A 22,459-nucleotide genomic window follows, 5' to 3' on the forward strand; every position below is an offset into this window, starting at 1 on the left:
ACAGCTTATAAGTTACAATAAAAAGTTTGCAAACACCAAAAATATGAAAACAGTGTAATTAAATGAAATTTTAATGAAAAAAAATAAGCATTTTTTATTTATTCAGTCTTTAAGAGGTTATGCAGTTTTATTTGTTTTTTTGTACCACTTAAATCTTGATCTATTCTTAAATGGATTTCTTGGTGTAGATATTTTTTTTCTAATATCAGGCTTTGTAATTACAAAATCTATCTATGATCAGTCTATTATAAATTTTAATATCAAAAATTTTTTTCTAAGAAGAATAAAACGATTGTTGCCAGCTTTAATTTTTATCTTTACGATTACACTTATTGTTTATCTTTTATACGGTTTTTTATTTCAGGGTAAAGGAGTTATAAAAACGTATGTAGCATCATTATTTGGATTATCAAATTGGTTTTTGCTTTTTTCAAAACATGACTATTTTGATATTGAAATGCTAAATCCATTTTATCACTCATGGTCCTTAGGGGTAGAAGAACAATTTTATTTCATTTATGCAATTTTAATTTATTCATTATTTAAAATATTAAAATTAAAAAATAAAGGCTTTATTATAACAGTACTTGTTCTATCAATAATTTCAATTTGTCTTTTTAGTGCTAGTTTTTATAGCGAAAAATTTATTTTTTATAGCATCATCACACGTTTTTGGGAATTAGGATTAGGTGTTTTAAGTTTTTTTTTATTCAAACATGGAAAAATTATCCTAGATAATAATATTTTATATATATTATATTTTTTGCTATTCTTCAATGTAGCGATAGGTTTTGAAGATCTAAATTTTCATTTAAAAATTATTTTAAATAATATTTTAATTTTTTTAATATTAGTAAACATTAATGCAAAGCAAAATTTAATATATGAGATTATTCATAATAAATTAATTTGTAGTTTAGGTAATATCTCTTATTCTTTTTATTTATGGCACATACCAGTTTTATATTTTAGTTTTTATTATTTAGGAAATTATCAGTATGAAATATTATCATTTATAATTACAATTATTTTTTCATATTTGACCTTTAAATTTGTTGAACACCCCTATCAAAAAAAAACTTTTTATCAGCTTATTCCATTTTTCATGGTCCCAATAATTATTGTAATAGTTCTCTCAATTTTTAATAAAAAAATTGAATTATTTTCAAGTAACTTTAACCTTTTTGAAAACAAATATAAAATAAGTGAAAGATCTAAGATGGATATTGAAATTAAAAAAATTAATAAACTAAGTAAGAAAAAAATATATTTAATAGGAGACAGTCTAATTTTGCACTATGTACCAATGCTTAATGAGAGCAATATGACTGATAATGTTGAGTATATTGTGAATGAAAAAAATGAATATTGCTCTTCTTTCACTCTGGATAGCTGTGATTTTAAAAAGATAAGTGAAAAAATAATGAAGGAAAATTATGAAAGTAAAATCTTATTTGTTTCATTTTATTCTGAAAGTAATTTTGGGTATGAAAAACTTTTACAAAAATTAGTTACCAGAATAGATAGGTCTATAAAAATCATTATTGTATATCCAGATATTGAATTTGAAAACACGCCAGAAGCATGCATAATAAGTAATAGGTACTGTGAAATAAAAAAAGAAAACATCTTAATAAATAATAAATATAAAAAATTTTATTTAGAGGGTTTAGAAAAAAAATTTAAAAATCTTTATATTTATAACTATTTAGATTATTTGTGCCCTCATGATACATGTAGTATTTATAGCCACAATGATGATATTTTATATTTCAGAGATAAAATTCATTTAAGTCAAGAAGGTAGCGTTTATCTCACTAATTTTTTTGACAATTGGTTGATCAAAAATAAAATTTTTATCCATGAGAAATAATTTCTTAAAAGGTATTATTAATAAAAAAATCGCTATAACAGGTCACACTGGTATAATTGGAACCAATTTTATAAATAAATTTAAAAAAAATACATTTATAAAATGCAATATTGATATCACACATAGACTAAAAGTTTTTAAATGGATTAAGGACAATGAATTTGATGCCTTTATTCATCTAGCAGCAATAGTTCCAGTTCAAAAAGTTCAAGGTAATAAAAAAAGAGCTTTAAAAATTAATTTTAATGGTACAAAAAATATAATTGATGCAATTAATTTTTATAAAAATAAAAATGTTTGGTTTTTTTATTCATCGACATCACATGTTTATGGGGTAAGGAAAAATTTAAGACCTTTCAGTGAAAATGATAAGCTGTCACCACATAATTATTATGGAAAAACTAAATTATTATCTGAAAAATATATTAAAAATAAGAGTAAAAAAATAATCACTTTTTGTATCGGTAGAATATTTAGTTTTACAGACATAAAGCAAGATAAATCATTTTTTATACCAAATACATTTAGGAAAATTTTAAATACCAAACAATTAGATATTAATCTGTCTAACTATAACGGGTTAAGAGATTTTATATCTGTAGATGAGATAACTTCTCTAATTGGAATGCTTTATATGCAAAAAAGTAAAGGTATATTTAATATTGCATCAGGAAAACCAGCATCACTTAAAAATATTGTTTTAAAAATACATAAAATAACCAAAAGTAAAAAGATAATACTTAATAATATAATAAATGATGATAATAATATAATAGCAAATATTACTAAAATTAAAAAAATAATAAATTGGAAACCGAATTCAGATATTAATAAAATACTCAAAAAATTTTACCTACAAAAATATTTAAGATAAAAATTATGCTTAATAATCTCTCAATTATTGTTTCGGCAAAAGAAGAAGCGCAAAACTTAAAAAATATATTGCCTATATTAAAAGAAAAATCTAACGATATAGTAGTTGTAGATGGTAGATCTAAAGACAATACCAAAGAAATTTGCTTGATTAATTCTGTGAAATTTATTTTAGATAATGGTTTAGGCAAAGGTGATGCACAAAGAGTGGGGGGCTTTAGTTGCAAAAAATGATTATATAATATTTTTTGAGGGTCCATGCTATTTTAATGGAGTTGAAATATTTAATGCAACTTGGGATTTAAATTCTGCAATAAGGTTTCTATATCCGGAATTATCAAAAAATAATTTTCTACCAATTCAGGACTGGAAATTATCTGTCGATAAAAACGAAATTCTGTCAATTCATATTTTTCAATTTAATTTAAATGATTATGAAGAAATTTATTATTGGAATTATTTTAATAATACACTAATTAAAATGAATAAAAAAACATTTAATAAAGAAAGTATAGATGTTTTTAAGAGTAGAAGAGATTGCAACATTGGTATTAATGAAAGAAAAAAAGCTAAAAACACAATGGAATTTTTTTTAGAGCACATACCAAATTACTTAAGGTAAATATTGCACTAGTGTATTATTAAATTTGTTATAAACTAAATTATTCAATATATGAAATATCCTTTACTTTCAAATGCCTTTTCAAAACAAGATATTTTAGAGGGACAAAAAATTCTTAAAAGTAAACAGATAACAATGTCTGTTAAAACAAAATTATTTGAAAGAAAATTTGCAAAATATGTTGGTAGCAAATATGCATTAATGGTTAATTCTGGATCATCTGCTAATTTATTAGCTTTATCCTTATTGACAAATCCTCTAAGAAAAAAAAAACTTAAACCAGGGGATGAAGTAATCATTCCTGTTGTTTGTTGGTCAACATCGTTGTGGCCAATTATACAGCATGGATTAAAACCTGTATTCGTAGATATAGATTTAAAGAATATAAATATCAGTATTGATAAACTAAATAAATCAATTACAAAAAAAACAAAAGCTATTTTCTGTGTTCATGTTTTAGGGCTATCTGCAAACATGCGTAAAATAAAAGATATCGCCCAAAAAAAAAAATTAATGATTATTGAAGATACTTGTGAGTCATTTGGGTCTAAATATAATGATAAATATTTAGGAACATTTGGTGAAGCAGGCACATATTCATTTTATTATTCACATCAAATTACGTCAGGGGAAGGTGGAATGATTGTATGTCACAATAAGCAAGATTATGAAATTTTACTTTCTCTTAGATCACATGGTTGGGCAAGAGAAAAATTTATTCAGAAAAAATATAAAAAAAATTATGCTAATTTAGACCCAAGATTTTTATTTGTTAATTCAGGGTACAATTTAAGGCCTACAGAAATTCAAGCAGCAATAGGATTAAGCCAATTTAAAAGAAAAAATATTTTTAAGGAAAATAGAGAATTTAATAGAAATTTAATAATAAAAAAAGCTTATAAAAATAAAAACTTTAATAATCAAATTAGTTTCTTGGATGTTGAAAAAAATATGTATCCAAGCTGGTTTGGTTTAGCGGTATTTATTGATAATAAATACAAAGCTCAAAAATTTAAATATCTTAATTATTTAGCAAAAAAAGGTATAGAAACAAGGCCCATCATAAGTGGAAATTTTATGAATCAACCTGCAATAAAACTATATGGGCTAGATAAAAAAAAAGAAAAGTTTAAAAATGCACAGTTGTTAGAAAATTTAGGATTTTTCATAGGGTTACACACATCAAAAATAAATTCAAATTTGGCTGAATATGTTGCGTCTAATTTATTGAAAATTAGTAAAATATAAAATATTTACAAATAAAGGATAAGCTTGAGTATTTACAAAGATTTAAAAAAATTTTCAATTAATGAACTTTTAATTCTATTTTTTCCCTTTGCATTAGTCATTGGGCCAATTGTAATAAATTTTGTTTTAATATTAACAAGTTTTATATTGTTAAAAGATTTTATTTTTAAAAAAATTAATTTAGAATTAGTAAAGACTAAATGGTTTTTCGTTTGTATTCTATTTATTTTTTACAATATATTGAATGCTTTTTTTTCTACAGACCAATACAATGCTTTAAGAGGAAGTATCGGTCAATTCCGTTTTATTTTTTTTTCTATATTTCTATTGTATTATATTCAAAGTTTAAAAAATTTAGATACAATGATTAAAATTTGGTTATTACTAATTTTATTTATTGCAATTGATATTATTTTTCAAAATTTTTTTTCTTATAGTTTGTTTGGTTTACCCATTTCAATCTCATCTAGACCCTCGAGCTTTTTTGGGGAAGAGGTTGTTTCTGGCGCATATCTTACCTATATATCAATACCCATTTTCTTCTATTATGTACAAAATTTTAATAAGATAAATTTCAAAAAAAAATCTATATATCTATTAGTCTATATAATCATATTGCTTGCAATAGTTTTGACTAGTGAGAGAATAAGTTTACTGGCTTTCATCGGCTCATCACTTGTAATGTTTTTATTTTTTTTTGACTACAAAAAATTTTTTTTATTTTTTTTATTTTTTATAACTTTTTTTACAATTATCTATAATTCAAATAATATTTTTAAAAATAGAGTAAATGATATGGGAAATATATTAATGGATGTTCATGACTCTAGCTGGGGAAGACTTTGGGAGTCTAGCCATATGTTATTTATGGATAATTTTATTTCAGGTGTTGGATTAAAAAACTATAGAGTTGATTGTGACTATCAGATTGATCCTAGACCTGAGCACCCAGCACAATTTTGCTCAACACATCCACATAATTTCTTACTAGAAATGTTAAGCGAAACAGGAATTACAGGGACGGTAATGTTTTATATTTTTTTTATTTTGTTACTTATTAAATTGAGCCAAATTTATAACTACGATTACATTAAGAATAATTTTTTATTTCACTTTTACGGAAATATCTTAATATTATTGATCTATGTGTGGCCAATAAAAACCTCAGGTAGTTTTTTTACTACATTTAATGCATCATTCTTTTGGTTTAATATGGGTCTTGCTTTGTGTTATCTAAAAATTTCATCAAAAAAAAACATATAAATTTACTTTAAACAGACCTTACTTCTTCATAAAGTTAACGTTTTATTACTCAAGTAGATAAAATTATTTTACCTATTTTTGATACTAAACTAAATAGATAAACGTGTTTGGTAAATATTGTGAAGGGACTATACCCGATCTCATTCCTAACTCAGAAGTCAAGCCCTACACCAATGGTACTTTGGTCTTAAGACACGAAAGAATATGACATTGCAAGGCACTTAAATACTTCAAAAAATATACAAGTTTAACTTTTAATTTTTTTTATAAAAATTTTTGTAGAAATTAAAATCAAATTAACATTTAAGGCCCAATAAATTAAATTCTTTAAAATTATTGATATTCCATAGACAATATTGTTAAAATTATATCCAGGATATTCTTTTGGATGAGAATGATTTATGTTTAATAAATTTTCTACCCCGAATGTCAGGAATTCAGCCCACAATGCCATTAAAGTTGTGAATAATAAATATAAATATAACTTATAACTGATAAATTTCTTATATTCTAAAATTAGTGGAAACGTAAATATTGTAAAAACTAACTTATATATATAACCTTCATTTAAAAAAAATCCAGAAACTATTATCGATGAACCAATCAAAAAACTGATTTCTTTAAAGTTTTGAATAATTGGCAAATTGATTTTAGCAAAGAAAGATATAATGATAATAAAAAATAATATAAACAAACTCACTAGAGTGTAATTAAACTTTATATTCGTCAAAAATATAATAATTTTAAATATCATTGAAGAGCTAAAAGCTAATACAGAACCAGATCTGTTATAATTTTGGTTTAATTCAAAATAATCTGAAAATATAAGCACTATAAAAAATAAAATAGCCAAAAATAAATAATAACTTTTTTTATTTTTAATATTTTTTTTAAATAATAGAATAGGAAAAAGAGCTATTGGGTATATTTTAGCTTTTATAGCAACTAGTAAAGGTACTAAAAAAAAATTATATTTTTTATTTTCCATTGTGATAAAAAATATGAAAATTAGTACAAATATAATTAAATCATTATTACCTCTTTGTAGCAATAATACAGAAGCAGAAGATGATAAAAATAGTATTTTGATAATTATATTTTCATTCTGAATAATATAATCAACAATATAAGTGTACATAAATATAAATGGCAAAATTAAAAATTGAAAATTTGATCTACTATCTGTTATTTTTGATAGGATAAGCCAAATTTTTGGATAAACGAATTCACTCGCTAATATATTTGCACATAAATTTTTGGGAGTTATCATGGTATTGTCCTCACAATTTTTAAAGTCGAATATGTACAACCAATCAATAAATAAATCTGATCCATAAATTGGATAAAATTTCCAAGCATTACTAAAAAGAAATATTAAGATTAAGATATTGGCTAGTATAAAAAATTTGTTAGATCTAATGCTTTTTTTTAAGGAATTCATTTTTTTTATGAGAATTTATAGATAGTCTATATAATGTTTAATTTAATTAATATCATAATGTATAAAAATTATTATATATTTGTTTATTTGTTAATTTAGCTAAGTTTTTTTTTATAACTAGCAACTAAATCTTTAATACAAAACATATCTTGAAAATATTGTTATATTTAATAGATCTTGTTGAAGTATAAAGATAAATAGGTATGAAAATTTTGTTTTATTATTATATCTAATGTTATGAAAAATTATAGATTTCTAGTTACTGGTGGTGCAGGTTATATAGGCAGTCATGTAGTAAATTTATTGCTTGATAATGGTCATTCAGTCACGGTTATAGATAGTTTAATTACTGGGCACAAAGAGCTGGTTCCAAATGAAGCAAAACTAATAATTTGCGATATTGCTGACCAAAAAATGGTATCTAAAATTATTCAAGAGGGCAATTTTGATTTAGTAATGCATTTTGCTGGCTTAATTAGTGTCGAAGAATCTGTAAATGAACCTGAAAGATATAATGATTTCAATGTTAATAAATCAAAGATATTTTTAAATACATGCTTTTTGCATGGATTAAATAATGTGATTTTTTCGTCAACAGCTTCAGTGTACGGCTCTTCAAATAAAAATGAAGTATCAGAGAGAGACAAACTAAACCCATTAAATCCATACGCTTTATCAAAATTAAAGATTGAAAAATTTTTACAAGAGAAATCATTAGAACTACCAATTAAATACGTAATACTTAGATATTTTAATGTAGCTGGAGCTGACCAAGAAATGAGAACAGGCTTGATATCAAAAAAATCTACTCATTTAATTAAAATTGCATGCGAGGTGGCATTAGGTATAAAAGATGAATTGATTATTAATGGAGATGATTATGATACGATTGACGGTACTCCAGTGAGAGATTATATTCATGTAAGTGATTTAGCGGATATACACCTTTTGTGTGCTGAGGATTTAATCAAAAATCAAAAATCAAATATTTTTAATTGTGGATATGGTAGAGGATTTTCAGTCAATGAAGTAATAAAAAATTTAAATTCAATTTTAAAACTTAAGATTACAACTAGAATTGGAAAAAGAAGACCAGGGGACAGCCAATCTGTTGTTGCAGACTCAAGTAAATTTAAAAAATATTTTTCATGGAAACCTAGATTTAATGATTTAGAAAATATAATTAGATCAGCCCTAGAATGGGAAAAAAAACAAAAAGAGAATATTTAATAGTGAAAGATTATATTGTTATAACAGGGGGTGCTGGATTTGTAGGATCTAATTTAATAAAGCAAATGGTTTATAAAACTAAATTTCAAATAATAAGTATTGATAACTATACCTCAGGCAAGAAAAAGAATCATATTAAAGATAAAAGAGTTAAATATATAAATCAACACACAAAAAATATTTTTAAAATTTTACAACCTTATAAAAATAAGATTAAAACTATCTTTCATTTTGGTGAGTTTGCTAGAATATATCAAAGCTTTTCACACATTAATGACTGTATTGACTCAAACATTATAGGAACTCAGGCAGTTTTTAATTATTGTCTAAAAAATAAAGTTAAATTAATTTATTCAGCCACATCTGCAAGTTTAGGAAATAAAGGAAAAGACCAAAACCTATCACCATATGCTTTTACAAAAGCTAAAAATCTTGAAATGTTAGAAAATTTAAAAAAATGGTTTAATTTTAAATATGAAGTTATTTACTTTTACAATGTGTATGGACCAAAACAGATTGGTACTGGAAATATGGCAACAGTAATAGGAATTTTTGAAAACCAATTTAATAATAAGAAACCTTTAACTATTGTAAAGCCTGGAACGCAAACAAGAAGATTTACACATATTAATGACACTGTAGATGCTTGTTTTCATGCTTGGAAAAAAAATAAATGTAGGCATTACAGCATATCCAATAAGAAGAGTTATAGCATAATACAGGTGGCTAAAATGTTTAAATCTAAAGTAAAGTTTTTACCAGCTAGACCTGGTGAGAGGCATGTTTCGGCTCTTGCAAATATGAATTTATCGAATAAAATTTATAAATTATTTGGTTCTATTCAACTAAACAAATATATAAAAAACATAGTTAATAACAGATAAAACTTAATTATTTCTATGTTTACATTATAGATTAAAAAGGTATAACACTTTTGCCGGTGATTATTGCGAAGGGGTTATACCCGATCCCATTCCGAACTCGGAAGTCAAGCCCTTCAGCGCCAATGGTACTTTGTCTTAAGACACGGAAGAGTAGGACATTGCCGGCTATAAAAAAATGTTATGAAAATTAAAAGCTCGTTAAAATCATTAAAAAAAAGAGACCTGAATTCTAAATTAGTTAGAAGAAGAGGTAGAGTTTATATAATTAATAAAACAAACCCAAAATTTAAAGCAAGACAGAAGTAATTTTTATGGATAATCAAGACCATAAAAATACCTGGAATAATTTCACAAAGTTTGTGTTGTGGGGAACTGTCGCTGTTATTGGTGTTTTAGTTTTAATGGCAATATTCTTGCTATAGAGTTCTCCTATGAGAATAGTTTCAATTTTAGAAAATCAAAATATTGAGAAAAGAATTGCAATCACTCCTGAGATTGTAAAAAAATATGTAGCTCTTGGATTTGAAATTACTTTAGTTGAGAAATATGGTGAGCATCTAGGTTTTAAGGATAGTGACTACAAAGAGTTGGGTGTTGAAATCTCTTCTAATGAAACAGAAATATTAAGTAAAGCTAATATTATTATTCAGTTAGGCTTATTATCTGATGAAAATCTTTCAAATTTAAAAGAAAACCAAACACTTATTGGAGTCTTCAATCCTTATGCTAATAAAGAAAAAATAGAAAATTTGTCTAAAAAAAATATTAATGTTTTTTCTTTAGAAATGTTACCAAGAATTACTAGAGCCCAATCAATGGATATACTTTCTTCTCAAGCTAACCTTGCTGGTTATAAAGCAGTAATAGAGTCTTTTGCAAATTTTGAAAAAGCAATACCCATGATGATGACGGCAGCTGGTACTATTCCAGCAGCAAAAGTATTGGTGGTTGGTGCGGGTGTGGCTGGCCTTCAAGCTATTGCAACTGCGAAAAGAATGGGTGCAATAGTTTTTGCAACAGATGTTAGAATGGCATCAAAAGAACAAGTTGAAAGTTTAGGTGGAAAATTTTTAACTGTTGAGGGATCTGAAAATTTAGAGACTGAAGGGGGGTATGCAAAAGAAGCCTCAGAAGAATTTAAAAAAAAACAAGAGGATCTTTTAGCAGAAACTTTAAAGAAAATTGATATTGTAATATGTACTGCTTTAATTCCAGGCAAAAAAGCTCCATTAATTATTAAAGGTTCTATGATTGATAATATGAATTCTGGATCAGTTATTTATGACTTAGCTGCAGTTCAGGGTGGAAATGCAGAATTTACTGAAGTTGATAAAGTTGTAGTTAAAAATGGAGTAAAGATTATGGGTGAAACAAATATTTTAAATAAGCTTCCTGTTTCTTCTTCAAACTTATATTCAAAAAATGTATTTAATTTTGTATCCAATTTATATGATAAAGAAAATAAAAAGATTAATATTAATTTAGAAGATGAGATAATTGAGAAAACTTTAATAAAATAGATTTATGGAAATAGACCCTTTTATATTTAGATTAAGCATATTTATTTTATCAATTTTTATTGGTTATTATGTTGTATGGAGTGTGACCCCATCTTTGCATACACCATTAATGTCGGTTACTAACGCTATATCATCAGTAATTATTGTTGGTGCTATAATTGCAGGTTTAGCAGGAAGTACAGATAATGTTTTTACAATCTCGAATATTCTTGGTTTTTTAGCAATATCTCTTGCCGCCATTAATATATTTGGTGGATTTTTGGTCACTCAAAGAATGCTTCAAATGTATAAAAAAAAGAAGAAAGATAAATAGTTATGTCAGCAAATTTATCAGCAATATTTTATTTAGTATCAGGAGTTTTATTTATATTGGCATTAAGAGGTCTTTCATCACCTGAAACCTCAAGACAGGGTAATTTCTTTGGAATTTTAGGGATGGTGATAGCCATCACAGTTACTTTTTTATCTGTTGGAAATTTTTCTAGTGGACTAATTTATGTACTAATTTTTTTACTAGTAGGTGGACTCATAGGAGCATTCATAGCATATAAGATACCAATGACGGCTATGCCAGAGCTAGTAGCAGGATTTCATAGCTTAGTTGGACTATCAGCAGTTTTTGTTGCAATATCAGCTTTCTTAAATCCGGAAGTATTTAACTTGGGATCAGTTGGTGCCATTAAACTTGCAAGCTTAATTGAAATGTCAATTGGAGCTGCAGTTGGTGCCATAACATTCTCAGGCTCAATAATTGCTTTTTTAAAACTTCAAGGAATTATGTCAGGGTCACCAATTACTTTTAAGGGACAACATTTTCTTAATGCTTTATTATTAATTTCAATTCTAGTTTTAACTTATTTACTCTGTTCATCGCAGTCATCTAACTTTTTTTGGATACTAATAGCAGTTTCATTTTTAATTGGATTTTTATTAATCATCCCAATTGGTGGAGCAGATATGCCTGTGGTGATTTCAATGTTAAATTCATACTCTGGTTGGGCTGCTGCTGGAATTGGTTTTACTTTAGAAAATACTGCATTAATTATAACAGGTGCTCTTGTTGGATCTTCTGGTGCAATTTTATCCTACATAATGTGCAAAGGTATGAACCGTTCTTTCTTTAATGTAATTTTAGGTGGATTTGGTGCAACAGAACAGTCGGCATCAACTGGAAATAAAGAACAAAGACCAGTTAAAAGTGGTAATGCGGAAGATGCAGCTTTCTTAATGAAAAATGCATCATCAGTTATAATCGTTCCAGGTTATGGTATGGCAGTAGCTCAAGCACAACACGCATTAAGAGAGATGGTAGATACGTTAAAGAAAAATGATATTAAAGTTACTTATGCAATTCATCCTGTTGCAGGAAGAATGCCAGGACATATGAATGTATTGTTAGCCGAAGCTAATGTTCCATATGATGAAGTTTTTGAGCTTGAAGAAATTAACAATGATTTTGCTAATGCAGATGTTGCATTTGTAATTGGGGCAAATGATGTAACAAATCCAGTTGCAAAAACAGATCCACAAAGTCCAATTTATGGGATGCCTGTTTTAGATGTTGAAAAATGTAAATCAGTATTATTTGTAAAGAGAAGTTTGTCTCCTGGATATGCTGGAATTGATAATGAATTGTTTTATAAAGATAACACACTAATGTTATTTGCAGATGCAAAAAAAATGACTGAGGATATAACTAAAAATCTTTAAAAATTAATGACAACAAAAATATTTTGTGACATTGCAGAATTAGATTTAATAAAGAAGTTCAATAAGAAAAAGATAGTTAAAGGCTTTACAACTAATCCTAGTTTAATGAGAAAAGCTGGAGCAAAAGATTACAAATCATATTCAAAGAAAATATTAAAAATTTGCAACAATAAACCAGTCTCTCTTGAGGTATTTGCTGATGAATATAAAGAAATGAAAAAGCAAGCTCTTCAGATTAATGCCTGGGGAAAGAATGTTTATGTAAAAGTACCAGTTGCCAATTCTAAAGGTATTTTTATGGGAAAAATTATCAAAGAACTTAATAATTTAAATATTAAACTTAATATCACAGCAATTTATAGTGCAAAACAAACAGAAAAAATTCTAAAATTAATTAACAAAAAAACTAAAGTTATAATTTCAATATTTGCTGGTAGAGCAGCGGATACTGGTAAAGATCCAGTTCCAGAATTTAAAAAAAGTATAGCTTTAGCAAAAAAATTTAAAAATGTAGAGGTACTTTGGGCGAGTGTTAGAGAGCCCTATAATTATTTACAAGCAAAACAATTGGGATGTCATATTATTACTATTCCACCAGCGACTATTGAAAAAATTGAAAACTTTGGCAAAACTTTTGATCAACTTACAAAAGAAACTGTTAAAGCATTTTTAGTTGATAGTAAAAAATCTAGGTTTAAAATTTAATTAATTTGTTGAGAGAATTGGTTGCGGGGGACGGATTTGAACCGCCGACCTTCAGGTTATGAGCCTGACGAGCTACCAGACTGCTCCACCCCGCGGTATATTTAAATTCTATTTTTAAGCTTATTAAGTTTTTTAACTCTTTTAATATTTTCTTGTAAAATTCTTTTTTTCTTTTCAGAAGGTTTTTCGTAAACACTTTTTAATTTTACTACTTTAAAAAAACCATCTCTTTGCAATTTTCTTTTAAGAACTCTAAGAGCTTGTTCAATATTGTTATCTTTAACTTCTATTTTCATAAGTATTTTTTAAGAAGGTTTAACTACCATTATATAATTTTGGTGTCTATTAAAATTATTCAATGTTTGAAACTTCTCTTGTTAGTTTTGCTTTCTCTTTTTCTTTTTTTTCTCTTTTTATTCTTCTTTCGGCTTTTTCAATAGCCTCAATTAGATCTTTTTGAGAGAACAACCCTAATGCTACAGGGTCTTTAGGATTTAAATTATTATAATTCCAATAACTTTTATTTTTAATTGTAGTAACAGAAGCTTTAGTTATTCCAACTAGTTTTGCTATTTGTGAATCTTTTAGCAACGAATGATGTTTGATTAGCCATAAAGCTGAATCTGGTTTGTCTTGTCTTTTAGATAAAGGAATATATTTTTTAATTTTTTTATCTTCAGTTGAAATTTCAATATCAGTATTTTTTATCTGTAATTCTTTATTTTCATCTTTTGAAGCTAGTTCAATTTCTTCTCTAGTAAGTTGACCTGATATAATGGGGTTGTAAGCCATTATTCCTTTTGCAACTTCACCATCTGCAATACCTTGCACTTCAACCTCATGTAAATTACAGAACTTTGAAATTTGCTTGAAAGTAAGTGTTGTATTTTCTACTAACCAAACAGCAGTTGCCATTGGCATTAATGGTACGTTTGACATTTAATCTTTCTTTTCTGATCTGAAATTTTGGAATTTTTTATTGAATTTGCTCACACGACCCTTGTCCATCAATTTTTGTTTTCCACCTGTCCAAGCAGCATGAGATTTTGGATCAATTTCTAATTTTAAAACCTCTCCTTCTTTTCCCCAAGTTGATCTTGTCTCAAATTGAGTTCCATCAGTCATTTCTACTTTAATTGTGTGGTAGTCTGGGTGTATGTCTTTTTTCATATCGAGACTTATAGCAAAAGAATTTTATAAAACAATTAAAAGTTCTTTAATTTTTCAAGCATTTTATCATTAATTGCCATACTAGAAGCTCTTATTTTGATGTTTTTATTTTGGGAGAGGTCAATTTCATTAATTAAGCCACCTGCCTCTTTTACCAATATTATGCCAGCAGCTATATCCCACAAATTTAGATTATTTTGAAAATAACCATCGTATCTACCTGCTGCAACATAGGCAATATCAAGTGCTGCGCTTCCAGATTTTCTTAAAGGCAAATCAACTTCATTTTTAGTTATGCCGCCTGTAGCAAACAAGCAGCTATTAAGCTCTCTTTTTTTGGATACTCTAATTCTTTGATTGTTAAAGAACGCTCCACTTTCTTTTTCAGCATAAAACATCTCATCTTTTATTGGGTCATAAATTAACCCCGAAACTATTTCATCACCAGATTTTAAAGCAATTGAAATTGCAAAGTGAGGAACGCCATGTAAAAAATTAGTAGTGCCGTCTATAGGATCTATTATCCATGTATGTTCTTTATCTTTATTAGTTTCAGAACCATCTTCTTCACTAATAATAGAATAGTAGGGTCTTGCTTTTTTTAATTCTTCTATAATTATTTTCTCAGCTTTTAAATCAGCATTTGATACAAAATCAGTAGGCCCTTTGATTGAAACTTGTAGTTTTTCTATTTCTCCAAAATCTCTAATTAAAGCTCTAGACGCTTTTTCTGCAGCCTTTATCATAACATTTAGATTGGCTGATATTGATTGCATATAATTTATATTTTTTTGACATATTCCATAGTTCTCGTATCGACTATGATTTTATCTCCGCTTTCAATAAATGGAGGGACTTGAATATTTACACCATTATCTAAAGTTGCGGGTTTATAAGAAGAGGAAACTGTTTGCCCCTTTAAAGCAACATCAGTTGTATCAACTGTGCACGTTACCTGATTAGGCAATTCAACTGTTAAAGGTTTTTCATTATAAAAACTTATACTGACTTCTAAGTTTTCAGTTAACATTTTACCTTTTTCTCCAATTGTTTCTTTTTTAATATTTATTTGTTCATAAGATTTTGGATCCATGAAATAATAATCAGTTTCATCGCTATAAAGATAATTAAATTTTGTTTCATCTAATGAAGCTTTTTCAACAGACTCACTTGATCTAAATCTTTCATTTAATTTTGTATTTTTATTCACACTTTTCATTTCAACTTGAGCAAAGGCACCACCTTTTCCAGGTTTTACATGTTGTGTTTTTAAAACTTGCCAAAGGTCATTTTTGTATTCAATTAACATTCCAACTCTAATTTCACTTGCGTATAATTTCATTTTAATTTTTTAATAGCTTCTAATGGTTTGTATTTTTTATTATTCCAAATGTAGCTTGAAATAGCCAAAAAGTTAGCTTTATTCAATAAAAGTTTTTTATAATTATTTAGTTTTATGCCACCAATAGCTACAATTGGTAAGGAGGTTATTTTTTTAATAGATTTTAATACAGTTAAACTAGCCCTATATTTAACTATCTTGGTTTTGGTTGCATAAAATGCACCAAAAGCTAAATAATCAGCACCATCTTTAATTGCTCTTTTTGCTAGATTAATAGAATTATGACAGGTCACACCAATAATTCTATTCTTCAATATTTTTCTAGCTTTTATTAAGTTCATATCTTTTTGACCTAAATGACAACCGTCTGCATTTAGTTTTTTAGCAAGCAGAGGGTCATCGTTGATTAAAAATTTAACTTTGTACTTATTACAAATTTTTTTAATTTTTTTTCCAATAATTAGTTTATTTAAAATTGTTTCTTTTTTAAGCCTTAGTTGAAAAAAACTTATTTTTTTTGAACTTAATACAAGAGCTAAATCATCGTAAAAATTTGTATCAGGTATTTTATTTGGAGAAATTAGATAAACAAATTTCTTATTTATTTTATTTTGCTTCAAGTTCTTTTGACCATTTACCTTGAGCTGCAAGTGTGCACATATTTGCTCTATGGTTAAAGACTTTTTGAGTGCCACTAGTATTATTAATATCTTTTGACCAAAATTTAAGTGCACTTTGTTGTAAGGCTCTACCATATGAATAAGTCATAATAAAATTTGTGTCATTATGCTTATTAATTAAGTTTAAATTTTCTGTTGCTTCTATTTCTGTTTGTCCACCAGATAAAAAAGCAATTCCTGGTACGTCAGTTGGTACATTTTCTTTTAAGCACTTTAGGGTAAGCTTTGCAACTTCTTCACTTAATATTTTTTTATTAGAAGTGGTTCCTGCTAAAATCATATTAGGCTTTAAAATTACTCCAGTTAAATCTATCTTATTAATTATTAATTCTTCAAAGCATTTTTTAATAACTTCAGAAGTTTTATTAAAACAAGTTTCAGCAGAATGATCTCCATCCATTAAAACTTCAGGTTCTACAACTGGAACCATTCCACATTCTTGGACTAAAGCTGAATATCTTGCAAGTGCATGAGCATTAGAGTGCACGGATAATTTGCTTGGATATTTATCTGAAATGTTAAAAACACCTCTCCATTTTGTAAATCTTGCTCCAAGTTTATAGTAGCCCTTTAGTCTTTCTCTTAAACCATCCAAACCTTCTGTAATTTTTTCTTCATGAGAGCCTGCTAGAATTTTTGCACCTGTATCAACTTTAATTCCTGGAACTGCTCCAGACTTAGAAATTAATTCTGGAATAGTCTGCTTTAAGCTAGATGTTTGGTTGATGGTTTCATCATATAAAATAACACCACCAATAAAATCTTTCATTCCACTTGATGAGAAAAGAGTTTCTCTAAATAAAAGTCTATTTTCTGGGCTGGAGGGAACATTAACGGACTTTAATCTTTTAGTCATGGTTCCATTGCTTTCGTCTGCCGCAAGAATTCCCTTGCCATTAGATAATATTTTTAATGCAATTTTATTAAGTTCTGACATGTTAATTAAGAGCCTTTATACCAGGAAGTTCTTTTCCTTCAAGATATTCTAAAAATGCACCACCCGCAGTTGAAACAAAATTAAAATTATTAGTTGCTCCAATACCATTTAAAAGAGAAACGGTATCACCACCACCTGCAACTGAGTAAATTGTATTACTCTTATTTTTTTCAATAATCTTTTTTGCTATTTCAATACTTCCTTTAGCAAAGTTTGGATTTTCAAAATAACCAGCTGGCCCATTCCATAAGATAGTACTACTTTCTTCAATTAATGAATTAATAGCTTTAATTGTCTTGGGACCAATATCTAAAATTAACTCGTCTTTAGAAATATTATTTAGTTCCTTTATTTTAGCTGATCCATCTAAGTTTTTCCCTACAGCAACATCTTCAGGGTAAATTATCTTACAGTTTTCTTTTTTTGATAAAGAAAATATTTCTTCAATAATTTTATCACAATTATCTTCTTGAATAGATTTTCCAATTTCATATCCTTTATATCTAAGTAAATTATTAGCCATCCCACCAACTATTATAATATTATCAAATTTAGCAATTAAATTCTTAATGATATTAATTTTAGAAGATATTTTAGAACCACCTATGATGCATGTTATAGGTCTTTGAATTTCAGATGTAATTTTAGTTAGTGCATCGATCTCTAAATTTAATTGAAGGCCAGCGTATGAAGTAATAAATTTAGTGATTTCAAAAATTGAGGCATGTGCTCTATGCGAACATGAGAAAGCATCATTAACATAAATATCTGCTAGACTTGCTAAATGTTTTGCAAAACTATTTTCATTTTTTTCTTCCTCTTCATAAAACCTAAGATTTTCAAGTATTACAATTTTTTCATCATGTTCATTAAATAAATCAGTAGATTTAATTTCTTTTATATTTTTTGAAACTAATTTTATATTTTGGTTTAGTTTATTTTTTAGGTCTTCACATATTGGTTTAAGGGAGAGTTCATTTACAACTTTGCCTTTGGGTCTACCCACATGAGATAGTATAATTATCTTTGCTTCACTTTTTAATAAAAAATTAATAGTAGGTAAAATTTTATCTATTCGAGTAGTGTCAGTAATTTTCCCATTATCTAATGGAACATTTAAATCCAACCTAAGTAATACTTTTTTTTGATTAAGATTAGTCTCGTCTTGAATATTTCTCATTAAGAGACTTGATGAAGATGTTCTGCTATGTCACACATTCTATTTGAAAAGCCCCATTCGTTATCATACCACGCTGAAATTTTTCCCATATTTTTACCAACCACATTAGTTAAAGACAAATCAACAATTGCTGAAGCTGAATTATGATTAAAATCGATTGAAACTAATTTTTCTAAAGTAACTTCTAAAACTTTCTTTGATTGTTCTTTAGAGGCGATAGTAAATGCCTCATTAATTGTCTCTTTGCTCATCTCTTTTTTTGTACAAAAAACTAGCTCTATAAGGGAAACATTAGGAGTTGGCACTCTCATTGCAATGCCTTCAAGTTTTCCTTTTAATGAAGGAATAATCTCACCGATTGCTTTTGAAGCACCTGTGGAAGTTGGCACAATCGATTGACTGGCAGATCTTGCTCTTCTAGGATCTTTATGGGAATTGTCCAAAATTCTTTGGTCACTTGTGAAAGCATGAATAGTTGTCATAAACCCTTTTTCAATTTCAAAAGTTTCATTTAAAATATTAGCAACAGGTGCAAGACAGTTAGTTGTACAAGAAGCAGCAGAAATAATTTGATCATCTTTTGTCAAAATATTTTCATTTACGCCATAGACAATTGTCTTATCAGCATTTTTGCATGGAGCTGAAACTATAACTTTTTTGGCACCATTTTTTATATGAGATAATAATTTTTCTTTTGAATTAAATTTTCCAGTACATTCAAAAACATAATCAACATCAAATTTTTTCCAGTTAATATCTTCAATATTAGATTCTTGTGAAAATGTTATTTTATTATTATTAATAATCAAATGTTTTTCATCAAAATCTAAATCTGCATTAAATTTACCATGAATAGAATCGTACTTAATTAAAGAACAGCTGGCTTCAGAATTTGATCGGTTATTGATGTGTTTGATTTTTATGTTATTGTTTTGGCTTTCAATGATAGCTCTAATTACCATTCTACCAATTCTTCCCATTCCATTGATACCAACTTTTATTGTCATATCTAACTCTTTATTAGTTTTTTTGCTTTTTGTGAAATATTTTGAACTGTTAATCCAAAATATTTATAAATTTCTTTGTAGGGTGCACTTTTACCGAATGTATCAATTCCAAAAGCTAAACCCTTAGTTCCAATATATTTTTTCCAGCAATCAGTTGAAGCTGCTTCAATAGATATTTTAAATTTTGCTTCATTAAGAATTTTTTTCTTATATGCTTTTGACTGCAAGTTAAAAATATCTTGGCATGGTACTGATATAACTTTAGAATATATTTTATCTTTGGCTAATTTATGGCTCGTTTCAATTGCTAAATTAACCTCAGAACCACTAGCAAATATTGTTAAATTAATTTTTTTATTTGTTCTTAAAACCTCATAAGCACCTAAAGAACATTTATTTATATTTGAATATTTTTTTCTAATAGGTTCAAGATTTTGTCTAGTTAAAGATAACACACTTGGTGTCTTCGAATTTTTTAATGCTAGTTCCCAACACTCGATAGTTTCCATTCTGTCTGCTGGTCTAAAAACATTTAAATTAGGAATAGATCTTAATCCAGACAATTGTTCTATAGGTTGGTGTGTTGGTCCATCTTCCCCTAAACCAATTGAGTCGTGGGTCATTACATAAATAACACGTTGCTGCATCAAAGCAGATAAACGAATGGAAGGTTTGCAATAATCAGAAAATATTAAAAAGGTTCCCCCATATGGAATAAATTTACTATGAAGTGCTAAACCATTCATTATTCCAGCCATGGCGTGCTCTCTAACACCATAGTGAATATAATCACCTTTAAAATTGCCAGAATTAATAGCATTATGATGTTTGGTTTTAGTGTTATTAGATCCCGCTAAGTCAGCTGAACCACCAATTAACGTATTATTTTCTTTCGTAAGAGCATTAAGAGTTAATTCAGAAGCTTTTCTTGAGGCTAGACTTTTGTTTTCTGCAAGAGAATTTTGTTTTTCACTTTTTAAAGCTTTAGAGAAATTATTTTTAAAGACTTTATCTACTAAATTTTTTTTTCTTTTATAAATTTTACTCCATGCAGAATTAAGTTTTGCACCCTTATTACCAATTTTTCTCCATTCATTCAAAATACTTTTAGGAATTTCAAAAGGTTTGTGCTTCCAATCTAATATTTTTCTAACTAATTTGATTTCATCAAAACCAATTGGACTACCGTGCGAAGAGGCTTTACCAGATTTATTAGGTGAGCCATAACCAATTTTTGTTTTGCATGAAATAACAGTTGGTCTTTTAGCATTTTGAACTTTTTTTAATGCTGAAAAAATTTCTCTTTCGTTATGACCATTTATTAGTATGTAATCCCAACCATAACTTTCAAATCTCTTTTTGAAATTATCTGAAACTGCCAAGCTAGTTGGTCCATCAATAGATATTGAATTATTATCAAAAAGCATAACTAGATTTTTTAACTTTAAGTGTCCCGCTAAACTCATTGCCTCATGGCTAATGCCTTCCATTAAACATCCATCTCCAGCTAAAACATAAGTTTTATGGTTTATTATTTCTTTACCAAGTTTTTTTTTCAAAATTTCCTCTGCAATAGCGAAACCAACTGAATTAGCAATTCCTTGACCAAGAGGACCTGTCGTAGTTTCAATACCAGTACCAGGGTGATACTCAGGATGACCCGCACAAATAGATTTTAATTGTCTAAAATTTTTAATATCATTCAAAGAAATACTTTTGTACCCAGTTAAATGTAATAAAGAGTAAAGAAGCATAGATCCATGACCAGCAGATAAAACAAATCTGTCTCTATTTATCCAGTTAGGATTTTTTGGATTAAATCTAAGAAAATTTTTAAACAAAACTGTTGCTACGTCTGCCATACCCATTGGCATTCCAGGATGACCCGAATTTGCCTTTTGTACAGCATCTATAGACAAAAACCTTATTGCGTTTGATAAATCTTTATGTAATTTGTTCAAAAATATCCTATCTAGACTTAGAAGACTCAATTTAATAATATAAATATATATATATGAAAACAGACAGTGAAAAAGAAAAAAAGCTCAGTTTTGCACTTAATAAATTGAAGAGTTTGAATTTACAAAACCCAATGCTAAAGTCTAATTTAGAAAACTTAAGCATTCAAAAAAATCAATTAGAAATTGAAAAAAAACAAATAGAAGAAAAATATCAAAATTTAGAAAGTGAATACAAAGCACTTAATCAAAAATTGGAAGATATTAACCAGCAAAAAATAGAAGAACAAAAAAAAGAGACAGAATTTTCAGAAAAAATAGATGAATTAAATCAAGAAACAGATACTTTATTAGAAGAAATAGACAAATGGCAAATGTAAATATTAAATTTAATGGCAAAGAGTTTCTTCTATCTTGTGATGATGGACAGGAAGAGCATTTAGAAGAATTGTTAACTCATATTAATGAAAAATTTAGCAATTTAAAGAATGACCTTGGAAACATAGGGGAAAATAAACTTCTATTGATCACTTCAGTTCAAATAATGGATGAATATTTTGAAACTAAAAAAAAAGTAGAACAAAAAAAAACTGAATTACAGAATTTATCAAATAAATTTAGAGAATTGAAGTCATTAGTTTATGATTACAGAGATAGAAAAGAAGAAGAGATGAAGGAACTTCAACAAGATCATGAAAGTTTTAAAAAAGAAATAGAAAAAAATAAAGAAGATTATGAAAAAATAATCGAAGCTGCAGCAGATGAAATTGAAAATTTTGTTGAAAAAGCAAATTTAGAAAATCCAATTCAGTAGAT

The 22,459-nt window shown here is 27.2% G+C and carries 27 protein-coding genes, 1 tRNA gene and 2 rRNA genes; 18 read left to right on the top strand and 12 right to left on the bottom strand.

Annotated features, from left to right (window positions below):
• Positions 1-73 precede the first annotated feature (73 nt).
• The 7 genes from AC5SLY_RS00855 to rrf (AC5SLY_RS00885) all read left to right on the top strand — a co-directional run bounded on the left by AC5SLY_RS00855 (position 74) and on the right by rrf (AC5SLY_RS00885) (position 6,098).
• Positions 74-1,873, top strand: a complete 1,800-nt coding sequence (locus tag AC5SLY_RS00855) for an acyltransferase family protein (protein WP_494598911.1) — start codon at positions 74-76, stop codon at positions 1,871-1,873.
• Positions 1,863-2,747: an SDR family oxidoreductase gene (locus tag AC5SLY_RS00860; RefSeq protein WP_494598912.1), complete on the top strand. Its 885-nt coding sequence runs from the start codon at positions 1,863-1,865 to the stop codon at positions 2,745-2,747. The genes AC5SLY_RS00855 and AC5SLY_RS00860 overlap by 11 nt, the downstream gene beginning before the upstream one ends.
• A gap of 5 nt (positions 2,748-2,752) precedes the next feature.
• Positions 2,753-2,980, top strand: a complete 228-nt coding sequence (locus AC5SLY_RS00865; RefSeq protein WP_494598913.1) for a hypothetical protein — start codon at positions 2,753-2,755, stop codon at positions 2,978-2,980.
• Positions 2,943-3,368, top strand: coding sequence for a hypothetical protein (locus AC5SLY_RS00870; protein WP_494598914.1), 426 nt, complete (start codon positions 2,943-2,945; stop codon positions 3,366-3,368). Before AC5SLY_RS00865 ends, AC5SLY_RS00870 begins: the two co-directional genes overlap by 38 nt.
• Positions 3,369-3,419: 51 nt before the next feature.
• Positions 3,420-4,616, top strand: coding sequence for a DegT/DnrJ/EryC1/StrS family aminotransferase (locus AC5SLY_RS00875; RefSeq protein ID WP_494598915.1), 1,197 nt, complete (start codon positions 3,420-3,422; stop codon positions 4,614-4,616).
• A gap of 363 nt (positions 4,617-4,979) precedes the next feature.
• On the top strand, positions 4,980-5,879 hold the full coding sequence (locus AC5SLY_RS00880) for an O-antigen ligase family protein (RefSeq protein WP_494598916.1): 900 nt from the start codon (positions 4,980-4,982) through the stop codon (positions 5,877-5,879).
• A 106-nt stretch (positions 5,880-5,985) separates the two neighbouring features.
• Positions 5,986-6,098, top strand: a 5S ribosomal RNA gene (rrf, locus tag AC5SLY_RS00885).
• A gap of 28 nt (positions 6,099-6,126) precedes the next feature.
• Here the strand turns inward: rrf (AC5SLY_RS00885) and AC5SLY_RS00890 are convergent.
• Complete coding sequence (locus AC5SLY_RS00890; protein WP_494598917.1) at positions 6,127-7,320, bottom strand: hypothetical protein; 1,194 nt, start codon at positions 7,318-7,320, stop codon at positions 6,127-6,129.
• A 237-nt stretch (positions 7,321-7,557) separates the two neighbouring features.
• Between AC5SLY_RS00890 and galE the strand changes: the two genes are divergently transcribed.
• The 9 genes from galE to AC5SLY_RS00935 all read left to right on the top strand — a co-directional run bounded on the left by galE (position 7,558) and on the right by AC5SLY_RS00935 (position 13,369).
• On the top strand, positions 7,558-8,550 hold the full coding sequence (galE, locus tag AC5SLY_RS00895) for a UDP-glucose 4-epimerase GalE (protein WP_494598918.1): 993 nt from the start codon (positions 7,558-7,560) through the stop codon (positions 8,548-8,550).
• A 2-nt stretch (positions 8,551-8,552) separates the two neighbouring features.
• Positions 8,553-9,434: an NAD-dependent epimerase/dehydratase family protein gene (locus AC5SLY_RS00900; RefSeq protein WP_494598919.1), complete on the top strand. Its 882-nt coding sequence runs from the start codon at positions 8,553-8,555 to the stop codon at positions 9,432-9,434.
• A gap of 52 nt (positions 9,435-9,486) precedes the next feature.
• A 5S ribosomal RNA gene (gene rrf, locus AC5SLY_RS00905) occupies positions 9,487-9,601 on the top strand.
• Positions 9,602-9,614: 13 nt separating this feature from the next.
• Positions 9,615-9,740 (top strand): type B 50S ribosomal protein L36, encoded by a 126-nt coding sequence (gene ykgO / locus AC5SLY_RS00910; protein WP_006997331.1) that lies wholly within the window; start codon positions 9,615-9,617, stop codon positions 9,738-9,740.
• Positions 9,741-9,745: 5 nt separating this feature from the next.
• Positions 9,746-9,856 carry an aa3-type cytochrome c oxidase subunit IV gene (locus AC5SLY_RS00915; protein WP_018413861.1) on the top strand — a complete coding sequence of 37 codons (111 nt, stop codon included), beginning with the start codon at positions 9,746-9,748 and terminating at the stop codon, positions 9,854-9,856.
• A gap of 9 nt (positions 9,857-9,865) precedes the next feature.
• Entirely contained in the window at positions 9,866-10,954 is a 1,089-nt protein-coding gene (locus AC5SLY_RS00920) for a Re/Si-specific NAD(P)(+) transhydrogenase subunit alpha (protein ID WP_494598920.1), read from the top strand.
• Positions 10,955-10,958: 4 nt separating this feature from the next.
• The gene (locus tag AC5SLY_RS00925; RefSeq protein ID WP_020169127.1) at positions 10,959-11,267 is read left to right on the top strand and encodes a proton-translocating transhydrogenase family protein; all 309 of its coding nucleotides are present in this window, start codon (positions 10,959-10,961) and stop codon (positions 11,265-11,267) included.
• A 2-nt stretch (positions 11,268-11,269) separates the two neighbouring features.
• On the top strand, positions 11,270-12,664 hold the full coding sequence (locus AC5SLY_RS00930) for an NAD(P)(+) transhydrogenase (Re/Si-specific) subunit beta (protein ID WP_494598921.1): 1,395 nt from the start codon (positions 11,270-11,272) through the stop codon (positions 12,662-12,664).
• 6 nt (positions 12,665-12,670) lie between these two features.
• Complete coding sequence (locus AC5SLY_RS00935; protein ID WP_494598922.1) at positions 12,671-13,369, top strand: transaldolase family protein; 699 nt, start codon at positions 12,671-12,673, stop codon at positions 13,367-13,369.
• A gap of 18 nt (positions 13,370-13,387) precedes the next feature.
• Here AC5SLY_RS00935 and AC5SLY_RS00940 read toward each other — a convergent pair.
• From AC5SLY_RS00940 to tkt, 11 genes are all read right to left on the bottom strand, one after another.
• Positions 13,388-13,464, bottom strand: a tRNA-Met gene (locus tag AC5SLY_RS00940).
• Positions 13,465-13,470: 6 nt separating this feature from the next.
• Positions 13,471-13,665: a 30S ribosomal protein S21 gene (rpsU, locus tag AC5SLY_RS00945; RefSeq protein WP_006997326.1), complete on the bottom strand. Its 195-nt coding sequence runs from the start codon at positions 13,663-13,665 to the stop codon at positions 13,471-13,473.
• Between the two features lie 55 nt (positions 13,666-13,720).
• On the bottom strand, positions 13,721-14,308 hold the full coding sequence (locus AC5SLY_RS00950) for a cell cycle transcriptional regulator TrcR (protein WP_494598923.1): 588 nt from the start codon (positions 14,306-14,308) through the stop codon (positions 13,721-13,723).
• Positions 14,309-14,539: a 50S ribosomal protein L31 gene (rpmE, locus tag AC5SLY_RS00955; protein ID WP_006997324.1), complete on the bottom strand. Its 231-nt coding sequence runs from the start codon at positions 14,537-14,539 to the stop codon at positions 14,309-14,311.
• Positions 14,540-14,574: 35 nt separating this feature from the next.
• On the bottom strand, positions 14,575-15,315 hold the full coding sequence (locus tag AC5SLY_RS00960) for an inositol monophosphatase family protein (protein WP_271742031.1): 741 nt from the start codon (positions 15,313-15,315) through the stop codon (positions 14,575-14,577).
• Between the two features lie 5 nt (positions 15,316-15,320).
• Positions 15,321-15,881: an elongation factor P gene (gene efp, locus AC5SLY_RS00965; protein WP_018413868.1), complete on the bottom strand. Its 561-nt coding sequence runs from the start codon at positions 15,879-15,881 to the stop codon at positions 15,321-15,323.
• Entirely contained in the window at positions 15,878-16,501 is a 624-nt protein-coding gene (gene thiE / locus AC5SLY_RS00970; RefSeq protein ID WP_494598924.1) for a thiamine phosphate synthase, read from the bottom strand. Before thiE ends, efp begins: the two co-directional genes overlap by 4 nt.
• A complete protein-coding gene (locus tag AC5SLY_RS00975) occupies positions 16,488-17,498 on the bottom strand; it encodes a class I fructose-bisphosphate aldolase (RefSeq protein WP_494598925.1) in 1,011 nt (336 codons plus the stop codon). The genes thiE and AC5SLY_RS00975 overlap by 14 nt, the downstream gene beginning before the upstream one ends.
• Position 17,499: 1 nt before the next feature.
• Positions 17,500-18,678 (bottom strand): phosphoglycerate kinase, encoded by a 1,179-nt coding sequence (locus AC5SLY_RS00980; RefSeq protein ID WP_018413871.1) that lies wholly within the window; start codon positions 18,676-18,678, stop codon positions 17,500-17,502.
• Positions 18,678-19,685 carry a type I glyceraldehyde-3-phosphate dehydrogenase gene (gap, locus tag AC5SLY_RS00985; RefSeq protein WP_494598926.1) on the bottom strand — a complete coding sequence of 336 codons (1,008 nt, stop codon included), beginning with the start codon at positions 19,683-19,685 and terminating at the stop codon, positions 18,678-18,680. Before gap ends, AC5SLY_RS00980 begins: the two co-directional genes overlap by 1 nt.
• Positions 19,686-19,687: 2 nt before the next feature.
• Positions 19,688-21,646: a transketolase gene (gene tkt / locus AC5SLY_RS00990; RefSeq protein ID WP_494598927.1), complete on the bottom strand. Its 1,959-nt coding sequence runs from the start codon at positions 21,644-21,646 to the stop codon at positions 19,688-19,690.
• A 53-nt stretch (positions 21,647-21,699) separates the two neighbouring features.
• On the opposite strand from tkt, the gene AC5SLY_RS00995 reads away from it, so the two are divergent.
• Together AC5SLY_RS00995 and AC5SLY_RS01000 are read left to right on the top strand one after the other, a co-directional pair.
• A complete protein-coding gene (locus AC5SLY_RS00995; RefSeq protein WP_018413874.1) occupies positions 21,700-22,023 on the top strand; it encodes a hypothetical protein in 324 nt (107 codons plus the stop codon).
• On the top strand, positions 22,011-22,457 hold the full coding sequence (locus AC5SLY_RS01000) for a cell division protein ZapA (RefSeq protein ID WP_018413875.1): 447 nt from the start codon (positions 22,011-22,013) through the stop codon (positions 22,455-22,457). The genes AC5SLY_RS00995 and AC5SLY_RS01000 overlap by 13 nt, the downstream gene beginning before the upstream one ends.
• The last annotated feature ends 2 nt before the right edge of the window (positions 22,458-22,459 follow it).

The organism is Candidatus Pelagibacter sp. PS_23, from assembly GCF_059417905.1.